The sequence below is a fragment of the Streptosporangium minutum genome, from assembly GCF_002149035.1.
Taxonomy (GTDB): Bacteria; Actinomycetota; Actinomycetes; order Streptosporangiales; family Streptosporangiaceae; genus Streptosporangium; species Streptosporangium minutum.
On the sequence record NZ_NGFP01000214.1, the window covers coordinates 1 to 16,356 of the forward strand.

At 67.6% G+C, this 16,356-nt stretch carries 17 protein-coding genes and 1 tRNA gene; 9 read left to right on the forward strand and 9 right to left on the reverse strand.

Going from position 1 to position 16,356, the window contains the following annotated elements; translation table 11 throughout:
- The first annotated feature begins 190 nt into the window (after positions 1-190).
- Positions 191-275, forward strand: a tRNA-Tyr gene (locus CA984_RS33470).
- 232 nt (positions 276-507) lie between these two features.
- Here CA984_RS33470 and CA984_RS33475 read toward each other — a convergent pair.
- Positions 508-711 (reverse strand): site-specific integrase, encoded by a 204-nt coding sequence (locus CA984_RS33475; protein WP_242676314.1) that lies wholly within the window; start codon positions 709-711, stop codon positions 508-510.
- A gap of 86 nt (positions 712-797) precedes the next feature.
- On the opposite strand from CA984_RS33475, the gene CA984_RS33480 reads away from it, so the two are divergent.
- The 3 genes from CA984_RS33480 to CA984_RS33490 all read left to right on the forward strand — a co-directional run bounded on the left by CA984_RS33480 (position 798) and on the right by CA984_RS33490 (position 3,573).
- Positions 798-1,706 carry a hypothetical protein gene (locus CA984_RS33480; protein WP_086577444.1) on the forward strand — a complete coding sequence of 303 codons (909 nt, stop codon included), beginning with the start codon at positions 798-800 and terminating at the stop codon, positions 1,704-1,706.
- Positions 1,707-2,095: 389 nt separating this feature from the next.
- Entirely contained in the window at positions 2,096-2,596 is a 501-nt protein-coding gene (locus CA984_RS33485) for a hypothetical protein (RefSeq protein WP_133061850.1), read from the forward strand.
- Between the two features lie 410 nt (positions 2,597-3,006).
- Positions 3,007-3,573 (forward strand): DUF6461 domain-containing protein, encoded by a 567-nt coding sequence (locus tag CA984_RS33490; protein ID WP_133061851.1) that lies wholly within the window; start codon positions 3,007-3,009, stop codon positions 3,571-3,573.
- Between the two features lie 905 nt (positions 3,574-4,478).
- Here the strand turns inward: CA984_RS33490 and CA984_RS33500 are convergent.
- From CA984_RS33500 to CA984_RS33520, 5 genes are all read right to left on the reverse strand, one after another.
- Entirely contained in the window at positions 4,479-5,786 is a 1,308-nt protein-coding gene (locus CA984_RS33500) for an MFS transporter (RefSeq protein ID WP_086577448.1), read from the reverse strand.
- A 452-nt stretch (positions 5,787-6,238) separates the two neighbouring features.
- Entirely contained in the window at positions 6,239-6,799 is a 561-nt protein-coding gene (locus CA984_RS33505; RefSeq protein ID WP_086577449.1) for a cysteine hydrolase family protein, read from the reverse strand.
- 309 nt (positions 6,800-7,108) lie between these two features.
- Positions 7,109-7,378 (reverse strand): site-specific integrase, encoded by a 270-nt coding sequence (locus CA984_RS33510; protein ID WP_423229345.1) that lies wholly within the window; start codon positions 7,376-7,378, stop codon positions 7,109-7,111.
- Positions 7,379-7,560: 182 nt separating this feature from the next.
- Positions 7,561-7,959 (reverse strand): hypothetical protein, encoded by a 399-nt coding sequence (locus CA984_RS33515; RefSeq protein WP_086577450.1) that lies wholly within the window; start codon positions 7,957-7,959, stop codon positions 7,561-7,563.
- Positions 7,960-8,194: 235 nt separating this feature from the next.
- Entirely contained in the window at positions 8,195-9,046 is an 852-nt protein-coding gene (locus CA984_RS33520; RefSeq protein ID WP_086577451.1) for a helix-turn-helix domain-containing protein, read from the reverse strand.
- Positions 9,047-9,146: 100 nt separating this feature from the next.
- Here CA984_RS33520 and CA984_RS33525 point away from each other — a divergent pair, with 100 nt between their 5' ends.
- Together CA984_RS33525 and CA984_RS33530 are read left to right on the forward strand one after the other, a co-directional pair.
- A complete protein-coding gene (locus CA984_RS33525; RefSeq protein ID WP_086577452.1) occupies positions 9,147-9,701 on the forward strand; it encodes a YceI family protein in 555 nt (184 codons plus the stop codon).
- Between the two features lie 283 nt (positions 9,702-9,984).
- Entirely contained in the window at positions 9,985-10,875 is an 891-nt protein-coding gene (locus CA984_RS33530; protein ID WP_086577453.1) for an aldo/keto reductase, read from the forward strand.
- Between the two features lie 5 nt (positions 10,876-10,880).
- Here the strand turns inward: CA984_RS33530 and CA984_RS33535 are convergent, their stop codons facing one another.
- Positions 10,881-11,456 (reverse strand): hypothetical protein, encoded by a 576-nt coding sequence (locus CA984_RS33535; protein WP_242676315.1) that lies wholly within the window; start codon positions 11,454-11,456, stop codon positions 10,881-10,883.
- Positions 11,457-11,563: 107 nt separating this feature from the next.
- Positions 11,564-12,451 (reverse strand): hypothetical protein, encoded by an 888-nt coding sequence (locus tag CA984_RS33540; protein WP_086577454.1) that lies wholly within the window; start codon positions 12,449-12,451, stop codon positions 11,564-11,566.
- A 515-nt stretch (positions 12,452-12,966) separates the two neighbouring features.
- Here CA984_RS33540 and CA984_RS33545 point away from each other — a divergent pair.
- Positions 12,967-13,914: an alpha/beta fold hydrolase gene (locus CA984_RS33545; protein ID WP_242676316.1), complete on the forward strand. Its 948-nt coding sequence runs from the start codon at positions 12,967-12,969 to the stop codon at positions 13,912-13,914.
- Between the two features lie 260 nt (positions 13,915-14,174).
- Positions 14,175-15,119: a ribose-phosphate diphosphokinase gene (locus CA984_RS33550; protein WP_086577455.1), complete on the forward strand. Its 945-nt coding sequence runs from the start codon at positions 14,175-14,177 to the stop codon at positions 15,117-15,119.
- A gap of 25 nt (positions 15,120-15,144) precedes the next feature.
- On the opposite strand, the gene CA984_RS33555 is transcribed toward CA984_RS33550, so the two are convergent.
- On the reverse strand, positions 15,145-15,456 hold the full coding sequence (locus CA984_RS33555) for a hypothetical protein (RefSeq protein ID WP_086577456.1): 312 nt from the start codon (positions 15,454-15,456) through the stop codon (positions 15,145-15,147).
- 56 nt (positions 15,457-15,512) lie between these two features.
- On the opposite strand from CA984_RS33555, the gene CA984_RS33560 reads away from it, so the two are divergent.
- Positions 15,513-16,356, forward strand: an 844-nt coding sequence (locus tag CA984_RS33560; protein WP_133061852.1) for an AfsR/SARP family transcriptional regulator, incomplete at its 3' end; no start/stop codon positions are given.

A 16,356-nucleotide genomic window follows, 5' to 3' on the forward strand; every position in this document is an offset into this window, starting at 1 on the left:
CCGCCCCGCCGAACCCCGGATCGGCCTCCCGCCGCCCGTAGTCTCCGCCGCGTATCGTCGCCGCCAGGTGCAGCCGTAAGTCCCGAAAGTCTCGGTACGGCGGGCTATCGATGGGCGGTCTCCGTCGATGTCACGTCACGCCCGGAAGTCCGCTATTCTTCTTCCTGTCGCCGCCTCGAGCGGATGACGCGGCAGGTTGCCCGAGTGGTCAAAGGGAGCGGTCTGTAAAACCGTCGGCTCAGCCTACGCAGGTTCAAGTCCTGCACCTGCCACCAGGGATTTTCCCAGCTCAGAGCCCCGCAAGGGGCTCTTTTGCTTTTCCGGGACATGCAGCCGAACGCAGCCAGAAGCAGCCGCATGTCAGTGCTCGCGGGATATACGCGGGATGGATCATGGAGCGTTTTCCCAGGTCGCGCCGTGCGCTGCGGGACATGCGCGGGATGGAACCCCCGGAACGCCGAAGGGGCCCCGGGAGTGTGTCCCAGAGCCCCACAGCAGAGGTGATCTTCACGCGGCCAGCGCGTCATCAATCCTCCGGTTGACCGTCTCCTCCTGGCCGTCGATGCACTTCGCGTAGACGCGGAGGAGGACATCCACGCCGTGACCGTCCCGCCTCGCCACCTCGGGAGCGGGTACCCCGGCATTGAGCCAGAGCGACACCGCCGCGTGCCGCAGGTCGTACGGCCTGCGAGCGGGGGGATTGACACTCATCACGCATATTCAATGCGCCTCTCCCTTGATCGTCTTTTTCAGTGAATCGGCGGAGGCTGATGACATGTCCTACATAGGGTGCGGCAGTGCACTCTTTCCGCGTTGTCCTCGTCATGCTCGCTGTCATGGTTCTCGCCGGATGCGACCGCGCCGAAGACAGGACCGCGCGACTAGATCATGTCGTCGGCGCTTCCTGCCCGAATGGTTCGCAGCCCGACCTGTCCCTACCACGCCAGACGCTTCCCGATGACTTCGTACTGGTCCAGGTCATCCGCTGCCGCTGGGACTCCCGCTACCTGCCGGGCAAAGGCCTCTGGGAGGTCGTGATCGAAGAGCACGCCGACGGTTCGGCAGACGAGCTGATGACCGAGCTGCGTCGCCCGTCCGAGAGATCGATATTTGGCCAGAACTGCCTGCTGGTGGAGTACCTGGTCGACTACTTCGTCGTAGTGGACTCGTCAGGCAGGGCGGTGCTGCCGGACCTGCCGACCACTGTATGCGGCGGGGCGTTCCGTTCTGCCCTGGACGTCATTCGCCGCCTGCCGTACCGAGTCGACAAACAGATCCCCATCCGGAGGCTCAAGAGCGAAAAGGCCTTTCGAGCCGGCTGCGCAGACAAGTACACAGACGTGATCCTCACCGTCTCCCGGATGCGGGCGAGCCTGCCGAAACCGCAGCAGGCGCGGCAGATGTGGAATCCCGCGCCGAAGGGAGTACGTGTGTGCGTCTACCGCACCGTGGACAAGACCAGAGGCACGATCGAGGGGAAGTTTGAATCCATGCGCATCTTCAAGAGCGGCAGCCTGCGCACCCTGCTCACTGCTCTGGACAGCGCGCCGGCCACCGACTGTCCGAGCGACCACACCTGGTTCGCGGTCCTGGACACCGGCTCCAGAGAGGCATACGCCGAGCTTGACGGCTGCCGCAACCTCGTGCGCCCCGACGGGACCTTAGGTCGACTCACGCCCGATGCCGTGGCACTCCTCACCGATTGACCCCACCCGTCAGACACTTGGCGACCAGGCATCGAAGCAGGGGCGAAGACAGTCTCGTTGCACTGCCGAATTGTTCTTGTAGGTATCAAGGCGGCGGCGTGGCGCGCCGCCGCGCGGCCCAGCGTCGGGGACTCCGGCCGCGCATGCGGCCTGGGGCCGGTCACGGCCGGGGCCGTACTCGGGCCGCCCGCCGCACAACACCCACGCCGCACCCAACCGTTGCCCGTCGCACGTGGGCCGCACCACCGCCCAGATGCCGCCCCACGATCCGCCTGGTCTCCGACCAGGGAATGATCGGTGGCCCACAGTGCCTCGTTCCTCCGAACGGAAACCGCAGCCGGTGCACGGCCAAACAAGACGAGAATGCATGAATGCATACAGCCCCGTGGATGGTCCTCATTGGTCCGGCCGCAGCAGGAAAGAGCACACTCGGCGAGACCTATTACACCGAGGTGGGATGGAGCATGGACAAGCTGCGTGACCGAATCCAGGCCGCGGGTCGAGTCGCAGCCGAACAGGAGTGGGAACCTGCGCGCGCTCATGCTGTGGAACGCATTGTCGCTGACCACCCGGGCACGATCATCTCCCTGGGGGCCGGCCACAGCCACTACACGCAATCCGAACTGTTCCAGCGTGTTCAGACGGCGCTTCGCCCTGTCAACCATGTGGTGCTTGTGCTGCCCTCCCCTGACCGCGAACGGTCCGTCCAGATCCTGCGGCAGCGCAGCCTCGCCACGAAGGGAACCAACTGGATCAGTAGGGGCGGGTACGACTTCCTCCGTCAGTGGGTGCACGACCCGGGGAACCACGCTCTCGCGACGACAGTCCTCTACACCGAAGGAGAAGAACCCGAACAGAGCATCCGTCGCCTCATAACCATGTGCGACTGATCTCAGATAGTCGGATGGAACCAAACGCCTGCCGCACTCACACCACTCTCACGATCACCTGATGACGGCTGATCTCCATACGGGGTTAGGGGCGATCGACGGTCCGGGACTTCGTCCCGCAGCCCTGGCCCACCGAGCGCCAGGGTAACGAAGGAGCTGGCAATCCCCTGATGACTTCCGAACGGCTCGGTCTCGGTCGGAGCTGCTAATGCGGTTTGGGTCTACAGCCCATCCGTTGAGTGCAGCAACGGCTTCTAATGCTCTTCGCTGTGCGTTGTTCTGTCTTACTTGTCTGGAAAAATCTTGAACCCATAGACCCGATGGTGACGGAGCTTCAAGACATGAGTGGTGGACGGCCCGAGGCCTCCGACGTGTATCACTACTACCAGCGCCTCCTGGAGGAGAGCTGGATGAGCGAAGCTCTCTGCTGGACGGTCGTCGTTCCCCATGACGGGAGACCAATGACACTTACCGAGATTGGAGACCGGGTAAGCGGCGGTGCCGGCTACCACGCTTACGAGACAGCCTCCTTCGAAGACGAGGAGGATTACCTCGTTTCCTCCGAGGATTCCGATTGGGCGATGCTGGTGGATCACTCAGGTCCGCTGACCGCGCTGCTCGAATACAACGGGTTCCGAGGAGTTCATGATCCCGTGCTTCCGCGGTTGAGCGTCGGCGGGCGGGCGTACAGCGCCTTCTGGAACGTCAATGCCAACAACCGGATCAGCTGTGCCGTCGACGGAGAGATGGTTCTGTCGTTCGACACCACGTTCATCGAAGACTGGATCGAGGAGCCGGGACTGGCGCGATGGCCCGAGTTGCGGGCCATGGTGCCCTACTTTGATTGGCAGAACGGGCAGAGCTGGCGGGCGGCGATGCTGACGGTGATTGAGCTGGCCACCGGGGCACGGTTGACCGAAGGATGGACCGAGGAAGAGCGGTCGTATCTGACCTCGCAAGAGGCAACGACGGGCTGATCGAGGTACCAGGGACCACTTTTCCCTGATGAGAGGCCCTGTCGCCACCTGGAACGCGGCCCTCTTGAAATCGCTGGCATCACGTGGACGCGATGGTGAGGGTATGGAGTGTACTGATGGCGCCGAGGTCAGCGTGGATCGTATTAACGATTGGTTGGGCGCGTGGCGGCTCAACCAGTCCCATGCGCAGGATCGCGATCGAGGTGAGGCCCGGCGAATCTGGGCACGGGTTGCTTTCGCCGCCCTCGATGGTGCCGAACAGGCCGGCTACCCCATGAGGAACGCGGATGCAGACCGCTTTCACCTTCGCGCGTTGCTGATCGTTGATCTAGCCCCTGATGATGACCCGCTATGGAGTCCGGACCAGCTGGCCTCAGACGTCTTGGAGGCTCTGCCCCTGGGCTTGGAGCAGGCGAGAGCTTGGGTGACCGATTGGCGCATGCGTCCTCGACACGAGATCTTGGCCCTGCGCACGTGCAAGAACCTCCTCGGCCCGATGGAGTCGATCGCGGATCGACTGGCGATAGGGCCGGTAAGAACTCAAATTGATCGCTGGCTGGACCTCCGAGCCCACCTGCCATGACGTGCAATATGCGTGCAATGATCTTGGGGGCGTTTCTCCAGGTCATTCAGGGCTTTCCGGCCGGTGCGGAGACGGGGATCGGCCATGGAAACGCCGAGGGATGGCTTGGTACGCGACAACAGGTGCCACTCGTTGAGGAGTTCGGACAGCATCTTCCGGCTGCAGGACCCCGAAGGTTTGATGAGAAGCGACAACGCCATTCGGGTGTGTCGCTTCTCCTTCTCCGTGCTGGGACGGCAACCAGTGACCGGTCCGTGTTCCGCCAAACGGTGGACCGTCCGGGTCCGAGCGGGCCAGTGCCTGACCGCCGTATTAGGCCGTATTAGACGGGTGTGTGTTGGAGATCGTCGCGGTCCCGCGTGAGGTCGTTCCCCTCCGAGGGGGCTTCCCCGGTGAAGCGGCGCAATTCCTTGCTGAGCGCGGCTGCGGCGGCGGTCAGGACGAGGAGGCCGCCCAGCAGGACGAGAGATGCCGCGCCTCCCATTGCCGCCGCCAGCACCCCGCCGAGAACCGGTCCGAGGGGTTTGAGAGCCATACCACCCATGCTCAGGACCGCGCCCATCCGGCCGAGCATCTCTTCGGGCACCATCCGCACGATCACCACGTTCATCACCACGTTGAGCGAAGGCGTCGACAGGGTGATGAACATCAGCGGGATCATTGGCCACCACGCTCCCCATGGCAGCGCCGTGGCCGCCAGCGCGACGCCGAAGATCGTCACGACGGCCAGCAGTAGTCTGCCGGGCGGCAGGAGCCTGCCGATGCGGCCCGACAGCAGCGCGCCGGTCAGCCCGCCGATGCCGAGGCCGGCCAGGACCGTGCCGGTGGCGAGCGCGTCCCCGCCGCGTTCGCCGACGAGCACGATCAGCGGTAGCAGGAATGCTCCACCCAGCAGGTTGAGGATCATGACCGCCGCGGTGACCTCCCGCAGCCCTCGTCGGCGCCACAGCCAGGCGACGGCCTCACCCACTTCCCGGTGCATGCTGCGCCTGGTCGGCCGCTGCTCCTCGCCATCCGCGTGAGCGGAGGCGTTCGGCGGGTCCTCTGGGCGGCGCGGTACCTTCGCCAGGACGTAGAAGATCGTGGCGGCCAGGAAGGTGACGGCGTCCACGACGAAGGGCACCGCCCGTCCCAGGCCGTACAGCAGGCCGCCGAGCGGAGGGCCGGTCAGCCCGGCGGCGTGAGTACGGGCCTCCTCCTGCGCGTAGGCGGTGTGCAGCTGGCCGGAGGGGACGATCCCGCGGATCACCGTGTACTTGGCGGGGTCAACGAACGCGGTGCACAGCCCGTCGAGCACCGCCAGCACGACGAAGTGCCAGGCACGTACCTGCCCGGTGAGGACCAGTGCCGCCAACAGCGCCGAGACGGCTGCCTGGAGTCCCTGAGCGGTGATCAACGTGCGACGGCGGTCCCACCGATCCACCCAGACGCCAGCCGGCATCTGCGCCAGGAGCAAGGCGACGGTGCGGGCCCCGGCGACGACGCCTGCCAATCCCGGCGAGCCGGTGAGCGCCAGCACCAGCAACGGCATGGCCAGCCTGGTGAGTTCCGATCCCAACGCGGAGACCGTGCTGCCGAGCCACAGCAACTGGAAGCGCACGTTCCTGCGCAGCGGGACGATGTCGGTCACGGAACATCTTCCTTCGGTCGGGGCACGCCGTTCGCTTGGCCATGAACTCCGGGACCTATGCGGAACGCCCCGAGATTGCGGATCGGGAGGCGTTGAGTCAGGAGTTCGGCTCAGCAAAGGAGGAGGGGACCGAGAGAAGATATACACCGGTCATATCGATGTCCACGGGATATCGAGTGAGGGCTGTGTATGCCCCTCGTCACCTGCGGCGACCTTGAGGATACGGCCTGTCCCCAGGCCGGTGATGGTTCACATCGCGTAGCGCATCGGCAGACTCGCCGCGATCACCGGGGTGGTGCGAAACTCAGCGACACAGCTTTACGCTCGTCAGAGCTGACGTCGAAGCCGATGTCCCGTGACATCGGACCTTGAGCTCTTGTCATCGAAGGCTGATCGGTCAAGTGCGCCGTCTCATCGCGGGCACGGCCCAGATCGTCAATGCTCGCGGCTAGTCACAGGCGGGCGGTCCACTCGTGGCTCGTGAGGACGTCAGCACCCCTGGCCGGGAAGACACGGTTGATCAGGAAGTCGTGCACGTCCGGTTCCCCGTCGGCGCAGGCGTCGCTGAGCACGGTCAGGCGGTAGTCGCGGTCGGCGGCGTCGTAGAACGTAGCGGCGACCATCGCCCCGGTCGCGACACCGGTCAGCACGATCGAGTCGATGCGCTGGGCGCGCAGAAGCCGATCGAGGTCGGTCCCCGCGAACGCGCTGGCGCGGCGCTTGAGGACGACGGCCTCGCCCGGCAACGGCTCGATGCGCGGGTGCACGAGCGTCTCGGGGGATTCTTCGTGAAACAGCGTCCCCGCCCCGTGCAGGCCGCTGATCACCTGGTTCCCCGCCGGCACATCAAGGCCTGAGGCCCGGAGCCCGAACCGTATGAAGATCACCGGGATTCCGGAGGCTCTGGCCGCAGGGATAACCCTTTCCATGACGGGGAGCACGCCGGCAGCGAAGGGGTAGTTGTCCACGATGCCCGTCTGCAGGTCGCCGACGATGAGCGCGGTGGTGGTCATACGGTTTCCTTGTCTGTACGGCGCGCCATCGGCCATCCTCCACGGTCGTAGCCTTGGCGTGTTGTCGTTGATCTAGTACGACGATAGTGGGCCATATCCGTCTACAGGTCATTGGCCGCGTCGCAGGCGGCTTAGGGCGTTGGCCGCGCTATCAGGCTCTATATCCACCACAACTAGCCCCTCACTCGCTCAAACCTCGACGGCACGAGCCCAAGGTTCGATGTCGCAGGACAGCTGACCTGTAAACCGTGTCACGGACCACCTACAGAACCAGAGGGACCCCGGAGTCCCGTTTGTACGGCAGGCATGTCACGTGGCCAGTGCGTCGTCGATCCGCTTGTGCGCCACGTCCTTGTGCCCGTCAAGGCACTTGGCGCAGACGCGTAAGAGGACGTCTACGCTGTGCCCGGCACATTCGGCCACGTCAAGAGCCGAGACACCCGCGTTGAGCCAGAGCGACACCGCCGCGTGCCTCAGGTCGTACGGCCTGCGCGCCAGGGGAGAAGCCGTCTGCGCAGGGGTGAGGGCCGGCTTCGGAGCCTCCTGCCAGACCTCGATGTAGGCCGTCGAGCCGATCACGCCACCGCGTACTCAAGGCGATCACGCCACCGCGTACTCAAGGAGGGCATGGAAGACGGCGCGCTTACGAGCGATCGTGTTGGGAGCAGCCGTCTTTGCGAGTAATTACTGCAACTCGTCCGCACAGGTGATCAAGAGATGCGGCGAATGGGAGGCAGTGCCTGGCGGCGTGCCTCAGCGGCTCAGTGACAGCGGAGGTCCAAGCCCGCGCCGGTGCTGTCGTCGAGCTCCACGATCATTGTGCGACTGCTGTAGGCCACGTGTTTCGACGGAGGCCGGGGCCGTACGGTGAAGCTCGGCCGGCCGCCCTCGACGCCTGCGATGTCTGCCCGATCGGAATAGTCCGTGAGCTCACCGACGGACAACTCCGTACTCAGCGTCAATCGAACCCGGTAGTCGCAGTGGTTGCCATTGTCGCGAAGCGCGATGGAGCCCTCCGCGCCGCCCTCGGTCCCATACGTCCTGGGCGGCCGGGGGTAGCTCTCGAACCGATCGATCAGAGCATCAAGCTTCGCGTCGTTGACCCACATGGGGACCTTGAAGAGAAGAAACAGCCCGATCACCGGCAGGAGCGCCACCACCAGGCAACCGCCCCCTGCGCTGCGCCAGAAAGACCGCCTGACGGGCAGATCTTCACTGGGAGCAACAGGGCGCTCTGCACAGCACCATCCAAAATTGGCCTAGGTCACGGAACGGACATCCTGCAGCTCGTGGAGATCACCTGGCAAGGCCGCCTCCATCACCCTCTCCGGGCGCCCCTTCCGGCCCTGGGAACGGCGGACCCCCCCGGCCGTCCCGGCAGGCGGGCGTCCGCGGTCAGCCGTTGACGACGCGGAGCGTGCCGGGGTGGCGGCCGGTCAGGCGATCGAGCGCGGCCGACGACGCCTCGTCCGCCGGAAGGTAGGCGATCAGGCGCTGGTCGTCGGCGAGTTCGAGGGCCTCGTACGCGAGGCGCAGCTCCCCGACCTCCGGATGAGCCCAGCGCTGGACACCGGCCCGTTCGGGGACGCCCGGCGTCGTGAGCCGCTCGCCGAAGGACCCGCCGGCTGTGACGGTGAGCTCGTCGACGAGGGCCGCCACGTGCGGGTCGGCGAGACCGGCCGCGCACTTGAGGGTGGCGACCTGCTGGGTCGCGACGGCGTCCCAGTCGAGGTAGACGTCGTGGGCGCGTGGGTCGGTGAACACGAACCGCACGAAGCTGGGCTCGGCCGCGTCCAGCAGGCCGGTGGGCCGGGCCAGGCGCTCGAAGCCCGTGGTGTACGCGAGCACCTGCGTCATCCGGTTGATCAGCACCGCCGGGGCGGGTTCCAGCTTGTCGAGCAGTGCCCGCACCGTCGGCCGGACGGATACGACCGGCGGCTGCGCCGAAGGGCAGATGGACAAGCTGCCGCCTTCGATCGCCTTCGCCAAGAGCCTGAGGTGGAAGCGCTCGTCGGTGGACATCCGCAGGGCGTCGGCGAGCGCGCCGAGCACCTGTGGGGACGGGCGCCGGTCGCGGCCCTGCTCCAGCCGTGCGAGGTATTCGACACTGATCCCTGTGAGCGTGGCCAGTTCGGAGCGGCGCAGCCCTGGGGTCCGCCGCCGGAAACCGGCGGGAAGCCCTACGTCGGCGGGACTGACGGCCTCCCGACGGCTCCGTAGGAACGCGCCCAGCTCGTTGTCGCTCACACCCGCAACCTACCGGCCCCCGGCGCGCTCATCGTCGCCCTGTCAGGGCCAGTCTCAGCCCGGCCTCCCTATGCGCCGCCGCCCGGGCCAGATTGAGGACATGACGTCCAAGACCATCACGACGACCACAACCGCTCTGCCGCTTCCCGCAGGGCGCTGGACCCTTGACCCGTTCCACTCAGCGGTCGGTTTCACGATCCGCCACCTCGGCATCTCCAAGGTGCGCGGCCAGTTCGGGCGCTTCGCGGCCGACCTCACCGTTGGCGACACCCTCGACGGCTGCGCGGTCGCCGCCACCGTCGCGCTCGACTCGATCGACACCGGCAACGCCGACCGTGACGCCCACGTCAGCGGCCCCGACATGCTCGACGTCGTCAACCGCCCGGCCATGGCGTTCCGCTCCACCAGGATCGACGGCGACGGCGCCGACTGGATCATGGAGGGTGACCTCACCATCGGCGAGGTGACCCGGTCCGTCATCTTCGACGTCGAGTTCGGCGGGGTCGAGGACTCCATCGTGGACGGACGCCGGCACGCCGGTTTCGAGGCGAAGGGCGAGATCCGCCGGAGCGACTTCGGCCTCGGTTTCGCCCCCGCCGTCCTCGGTGACTCCATCAAGATCCAGCTCGACATGCAGTTCGTCGAGCCCGAGTGACGCCTTCGGGCGGGCCCGGACGCCGGTGCCTCACGTTCCAGTCCGGCACAGCTCGGCGTCGGAGGCACCGCGGTCCGCGATGGGTTACCGGTGCCGGACGGGTCCGCCTACGTGAGCGGCGACAGCTCCAAGGCCTCGGACAGGACCGCGCCCGCCGTGGACAAGTAACAAGCAGGGGATGCGGGAAGAGGAGGTATTCCGACCGCCCCGCCCCTCCGCCGGAATATGACGACCGCCGACGCCGTTTTGATGATCCATTTTGAGTGAGAGGCGAAACCGACACATGACATCGAGCACGTTCCGCATCGGGGATGAGATCGGCGTACGGCGGCTCGGGTTCGGGGCCATGCGCCTGTCGACCGGACCCGAATCGGCTCGGCGAGCCTCTGTCGCCGTGGCCCGGCGCGCCGTCGAGCTGGGCGTGACGCTGATCGACACCGCGCACCTGTACGGGTGGGGCGCCAATGAGGAGCTCCTCGCCGAGGCGCTGTACCCCTATCCGGACGGCCTGCTCATCGCGACGAAGGTCGGGGTCGCGCCGCCGGATCCGCCGCACGATGCGGCGATCTGCGGCCGGCCGGACTTCTTGCGGGATCAGGTCGAGCAGGGCCTGCGCCGGCTCCGGGTCGAACGGCTCGAACTGCTTCAGCTGCATCGCGTCGATCCGGCGGTGCCGCTCGCCGATCAACTGGGGGCGTTGCGTGAGCTCCAGGTCGAGGGCAAGATCGGCCACATCGGGCTGTCCGAGGTCACCGCCGCCGAGCTCGAGGAGGCGCGGCAGATCATCGATGTGGCGAGCGTGCAGAACCGCTACAGCTTGCTCGATCGCGAGCACGAGGCGGTGCTCGACGCCTGTGCGGCGGCGGGGATCGCTTTCCTGCCCTGGCGCCCCGTCTATCCAGCCGTATCGGAGGCGACGGCTGAGATCGCCGCGGTGGCGGCCGAACTCGGTGCCACCGCGGCGCAGGTCTCGCTCGCGTGGCTGCTCGACCGTTCGCCGGTCGTGCTGCCGATTCCGGGCACCGGCTCGATCGGGCATCTGGAGGAGAACGTCGCCGCGGCGAGCCTGCGGCTGAGCGATGATCAGTGGCGGCGGCTCGATCGGATCCAGCCCACCCAGCGTGGTGGCGCCGGCCAGGACGGCGGTGACGCCCGGCACATGGAGTCTGCTTAGCTCGTTCACGGTGTGCCCTGCTTGGTGCGTCGACGGATCACGGCCGGCCGTACGGCGTATGCGAGGCAGGCGACGGCCAGGACAGGCAGGACGATCAGGGCCGGGTTCACCCAGGCCGGCACCAGGTCGTAGCCCGCGTGGCATCTGTCATGGAGGGGGAACCACCGCGTGTACTCGTCGAAGTTCGCCCTGCGGTAGGCCCGGTCATAGGTCTGACCGTCGGCGTGGCACGCCTCCTCCGGGTCCAGATTCCCTCCGGCCAGGGAACCGACGAGGTAGGTGACGCCCGTTCCCAGCACGAGCAGTACGGCCGTCCCGGCGAACCAGCCGGCGCTGTGCCGCCACCGGCCACTCGCCAGCGACCGGCACCACAACCACAGTCCGGGCCCGGCCGGCACCACGAACAGCAGGAGGAGAAGGAGGAGACCCACGGACCAACTCTGCACGCTTTTACCGCCGGCCAGGCCCGCGGCCCGCCTCGCCGCCCGCTCATGGCAGGTCCGGAGGTTCTGCCGGTACTGCGTGGCCAGGCTGTTCTCCGACCTGATCAGGGAGAGCCGCCGGCGGAGGAACTCGCGCAAGTGAGCGTCGATCAGACCCGCCTGGCGTGCAACGGTCGAATCGTGCACGCCCTGGGCGGCGCGGGCGCCGGGGCTCGTATCCGCGCCACTGAGCCCGCCGAAGACCGCTACCCGATCTCGCCGAGGTCGAAGGCGACGTCGGCGAGTTGAACCGTCCGCACCTCCGGGTCGTCGAGGAGCTTGCGCAGGTCGGCGACTTTCCAGCTGTCGACGACCAACCCGTCCACGACGCCCTCCTTGGCCGCGTCGGTGAGCCACTCGTAGTCCAGCTCGAACTCGCTGAGGTCGTCCCCCTCGTCAAGCAGCCCGGCCCACCTGCGGAACTCCGCCAGCGCCGCCTCGGGCTCGGTCTCGCACTGATAGGTGAGATCCGGCCGGATGTACTCCTCGGTCATGTGGCGGTTCCAGACGACCGCGTTCAACGGGGGATCGTCGCTGGAGTCGTCGTAGCGGGGAGCGGGGGCGTAGATGTAGGAGACGTCCGCCCCTCCGCAGAGCTTGTGCCTCCGGTTGAAGGCGACGAGCCGCTCGGTGGTCATCGAGTGTGCGAACTCCACGACCGCGACGGCGTCGAGTGTCTGGGGGAGTCCGTCGATGGTCTTCCGGGTCCTTTCCGTCAGTTCCCTGTCGAGGCCGAGGTTCGCCTCCACGGAGGCGATCGCGTCGCCCAGGCTGCCGGACGGTCCGTCGAGGGAGGGGGCCTCGATGGTGCCGAACAGGTTCTCCGTGATTTCGTACCCGGTCCCGTCCTCGCCGTGACCGGCCCTGCGCGGCTCCCCCAACAGTGTGTAGGTCGTCTCCAGCAGTCCTCCGCCATCGCTGGAACCGTAGAACAATCGCTTGTCCGGGTTCGCGACGCGGGCGGCCGTACCGTACACCTGGGCCGTCCGCTCGTCGTCGAAGTCGACGAACACCCACAGAACCCGCTCGGCCGCACTGAGGGCCAGGAACAACGCCACGGTGACGGCCACGACCTTGAGAAGGGACCTGGCCACGTACGCCCAGTCGGGCTCCCTCGTTCATCACCGCGCGCTCCTGCGTTCTAGATCAAATCGGGTACGGCGCACCATAGCCGCCCGGAACCGGTGCGGCAGGGAAACCGGCCGGAGACTCGGTATGACGGGGAGGCCGGAACCGCTGCCGGCCGGGACAGGCCGCCGTTCCCGGCCGGTACGGCGGGTCCGCGGGCTGGGCAGAGAGCACGATCGAAGAAGACCGCGAGTTCTCCGGTCGTGGAGGATTCACACGACCACATGTGACGCCATGCGATCGGCCGCCTGTGCCGCCGCCTGCAGACTCGGTCTTGGCCGTGCGCCGCCCGGTAGTCGGCGCGCTGTGGAAGCGGGCTCATGCCGTGACGCTGGACCGTCCCGTGGCGCTCTGGTCCGTGGAAGGGGAACTGGATATGCCGCTAGAGGAAACAACCACCCGCGTCACCGGGCGAGCATCGAGGGGAAGGCCGCGCGTCAGGAGATGGGGGCGGGCCGCCATCAGTGCGTTCGTCACCCTGGTGGCCCTGGTCACGATGACCGCCGGCGCCACCGCGAGTGGAACGCCCGAGGAGCCCTCGGAGGGGCCGGCGCGTTTCGCCCCCGGTTTCACCCACGGGAAGGTCGCTGTGGACGGTGGCACCATCCACTATGTCCGCGGCGGGTCGGGGCCGGCCATCGTGCTCCTGCACGGCTGGCCGGAGACCTGGTTGATGTGGCGTCAGGTGATGCCCGAGCTCGCCCGCGAGCACACCGTGATCGCGATCGACCTGCCGGGGCTGGGAGCCTCCTCCATTCCGTCCGGCGGCTACGACAAGGTCACCACCTCACGGCGGATCCGTCAGGCCGTCAACCGGCTGGGCTTCACCCAGGTGGAGATACTCGGACACGACCTCGGTGTCCTGATCGCCTATCCCTACGCGCGTGACTTCCCCAACGAGGTCACCCGGCTGGCCATGATCGAGTCGCCGCTGCCCGGCTTCGGCCTGGAGGAGCTCTACGGCATCAGCTGGCACTTCCGGTTCAACGCGTCCCCCTCGCCGATCCCCGAGCGGATCATGGACAATGGTGACGTCAGCACCTATCTCGGCATGATGTTCAACTTCAGCCACCGTCCGGACGCGATCGACCGCGAGCGGTACTACAAGGCCTACGCGGACCCGGCCAGGCGCACCGCGGGATACGAGTACTACCGGGCGTTCGCCGCGGACGCGGAGAACAACAAGGCCAACGCGGACAAGCGGCTGTCCATGCCGGTGCTGGGGATCGGCGGGCAGTATTCGTTCGGGCCCGGTGTCGCGGGCTCGTTCCAGCAGGTCGCTGACGACGTCCGTACGGCGGTGGCACCCGACTCCGGCCACTTCGTCCCCGAGGAGAACCCGCGCTTCACCATCGACTGCGCGAAGCTCTTCTTCGGCGCCCAGAGCGGCACGCCGTCGCAGCCCGAACTCGCCGGCTGCGCCCCGTGACGCCGGCGCCGGCTCCGGGGGACCCGCCCCGGGGATCCGACCGGAGGCCGTACGGGGAAACCTGACCGGAGGCAGTACCGGAGCGACCGGCCCGGAGGCGGGACCCGAGCGCGACCGGCCGGAGGCCGTACAGGACATCGGCCTCCGGTCGGGGCGTTCCCGGCGCGCAGATCCCGGGTGGTGGGACCGGGCCGGGGCTCGCCTGTAGCATGCCGCTCGCCTGGCTGGTCTGACACCGATTCACATGCAAGGAGCGCCTTGTGCGAGACGTCACGGTATTCAGCGGTAGCGCCCACCCCGAGCTGGCGGCGGAGATCTGCTCCCACCTCGGAACTCCGCTCCATCCGGTCCAGGTCAAACGTTTCGCCAACGACTGCCTGGAAGTGCAGTTGCAGGCCAACTGCCGGGAACGCGACGTGTTCCTCATCCAGCCGCTGGTCCCGCCGGTCCAGGAGAACCTCGTCGAGCTCCTCCTCATGCTGGACGCCGCCAGGGGCGCCTCCGCGGCCAGGACGACCGTGGTGATGCCCCACTACGCCTACGCCCGATCGGACAAGAAGGACGCCCCGCGCATCTCCATCGGGGCACGGCTGGTCGCCGACCTCCTGGTGGCGGCGGGAGCGGGCCGGGTGCTGACCATGACCCTGCACTCACCTCAGGTACACGGCTTCTTCAGCGTCCCGGTCGACCACCTGCACGCCCTGCGGGAGCTGGCCGCCCACTTCCGTCAGTACGACCTCTCCAACGCCGTCGTCGTCTCCCCCGACCTGGGCAACGCCAAGGAGGCCGCGGCCTTCGCCCGCCTCCTGGGAATCGGGGTCGCCATGGGGGCCAAGCAGCGCTTCAGCGACGACCGGGTCACCATCAGCTCGGTGATCGGCGACGTCGCGGGCAAGGACGTCATCGTCCTGGACGACGAGATCGCCAGGGGCACAACGGTGATCGAGCTGCTCGACCGCCTCCGGGAGCGCGGGGTCAACTCGATACGGGTCGCCTGCACCCACGGCCTCTTCGCGGACGGGGCCGTCGACCGTCTCGGCGATCAGCCCGACGTCGAAGAGATCGTCTGCACCAACACCGTGCCCATCCCCGACGTCAAGCCCGACTCCAAGCTCAGAGTCCTGTCGATCGCCCCCGCGCTCGCGGAGGCCATGCGCCGCATCCACGACGGCGAGTCGGTCAGCGCCCTGTTCGACGCCCCCTGACCCCGGAACGGGGAGGAGAGCTCCCTCATCGGCTGAGCGCGGCCCACAGGGTGCCGAACTCCTCCGCGGTCAGGGCGTTCAGGCCGAAGTCGTCCGGGTAGATCGGTCCTTCGGCGAGGAAGCCGTGTTCGTCCTCGATGTGGCTCCACGAATACCGGCGGGCGAGGCCGTCCGATCCCAGCTCGGCGTGTCTGACGGGCCAGTACTCGCCGCCGTCGTCGATGACCGTCTCGAACAGCCACACGTGGCCGTCGTCGTCCACCCCGTGCCAGTACCAGTGCGGCCTGTCGCTCTCGTCGAGCGCCCGGAGCGCGTCTTTGCGCCGGTCCTGCAGCATTGTGCTCCTCAGTGTCAATCAAACCGCAGCCAAGGGCGCATAACCTGCCCCTTGTTATGTTGCGTGTTCTCGGTCCGCTCCAGGCGGAGATCAACGGTCGTGCGGTGGATCTGGGCACCTCCCGGCAACGGGCTGTGGTGGCCAGGCTGGTCGCCGCGGGCGGACATGTGGTCTCCACCGATCGTTTCATCGATGACCTCTGGCGTGGGCAGCCCCCGCCCAAGGCGCTGGCCGCCCTCCAGGTGTACGTGTCCAACCTGCGGCGGGCGCTCGAACCCGACCGGCCGCCCCGGACGCCCGCCACCATGCTGGTCAGCGCCGCTCCGGGATATCGCCTCCGGCTGGAACCCGAGCAGGTGGACGCCTGGGCGTTCCCCCGCCTGATCGACTCCGCGGTGGGGGCGGTCGCCTCGGGTGACGGGACGCGGGCGCTCGACCTGGCGGATCGGGCGCTCGCGTTGTGGCAGGGACCGGCCTACGCGGAGTTCGCCGACGACGAGTGGGCGGAGCCAGAGGCCACGCGCCTGGAGGAGCTGCGGCTGGTCGCCGTGGAGTGCCGGGCGGAGGCCCGGCTGACGCTCGGGCGCAACGCGGAGATCGAGCTCGAGCAGCACGTCCGTGCGCACCCGCTCAGGGAGAACGCCGTGCGCCTGCTCGCCCTGGCCTACTACCGGGCCGGGCGGCAGGCGGACGCGCTGGCCGCGATCAGGAAGGCCCGCGAGACCCTGGCCGATGAGCTGGGGGTGGATCCCGGACCCGCGCTGCGCGTGCTGGAGACCGACATCCTGGCCCACGCGGGCTCCCTGAACCGGCAGGAGCCGTCGGCCCCCGTCAGCCTGACCACGATCCGGGCGCCGGAGCGGGCCGGGGCCGGGGGAGCCGGGGAGGCCGGTGAACGGG

Excerpts from the sequence above, each read along its gene's own strand:
- CA984_RS33490 (WP_133061851.1), top strand. The coding sequence starts at position 3,007 with ATGAGCGAAGCTCTCTGCTGGACGGTCGTCGTTCCCCATGACGGGAGA.
- CA984_RS33555 (WP_086577456.1), bottom strand. The coding sequence starts at position 15,456 with ATGCTGCAGGACCGGCGCAAAGACGCGCTCCGGGCGCTCGACGAGAGC.
- CA984_RS33505 (WP_086577449.1), bottom strand. The coding sequence starts at position 6,799 with ATGACCACCACCGCGCTCATCGTCGGCGACCTGCAGACGGGCATCGTG.
- CA984_RS33530 (WP_086577453.1), top strand. The coding sequence starts at position 9,985 with ATGACATCGAGCACGTTCCGCATCGGGGATGAGATCGGCGTACGGCGG.
- CA984_RS33525 (WP_086577452.1), top strand. The coding sequence starts at position 9,147 with ATGACGTCCAAGACCATCACGACGACCACAACCGCTCTGCCGCTTCCC.
- CA984_RS33485 (WP_133061850.1), top strand. The coding sequence starts at position 2,096 with ATGGTCCTCATTGGTCCGGCCGCAGCAGGAAAGAGCACACTCGGCGAG.
- CA984_RS33475 (WP_242676314.1), bottom strand. The coding sequence starts at position 711 with ATGAGTGTCAATCCCCCCGCTCGCAGGCCGTACGACCTGCGGCACGCG.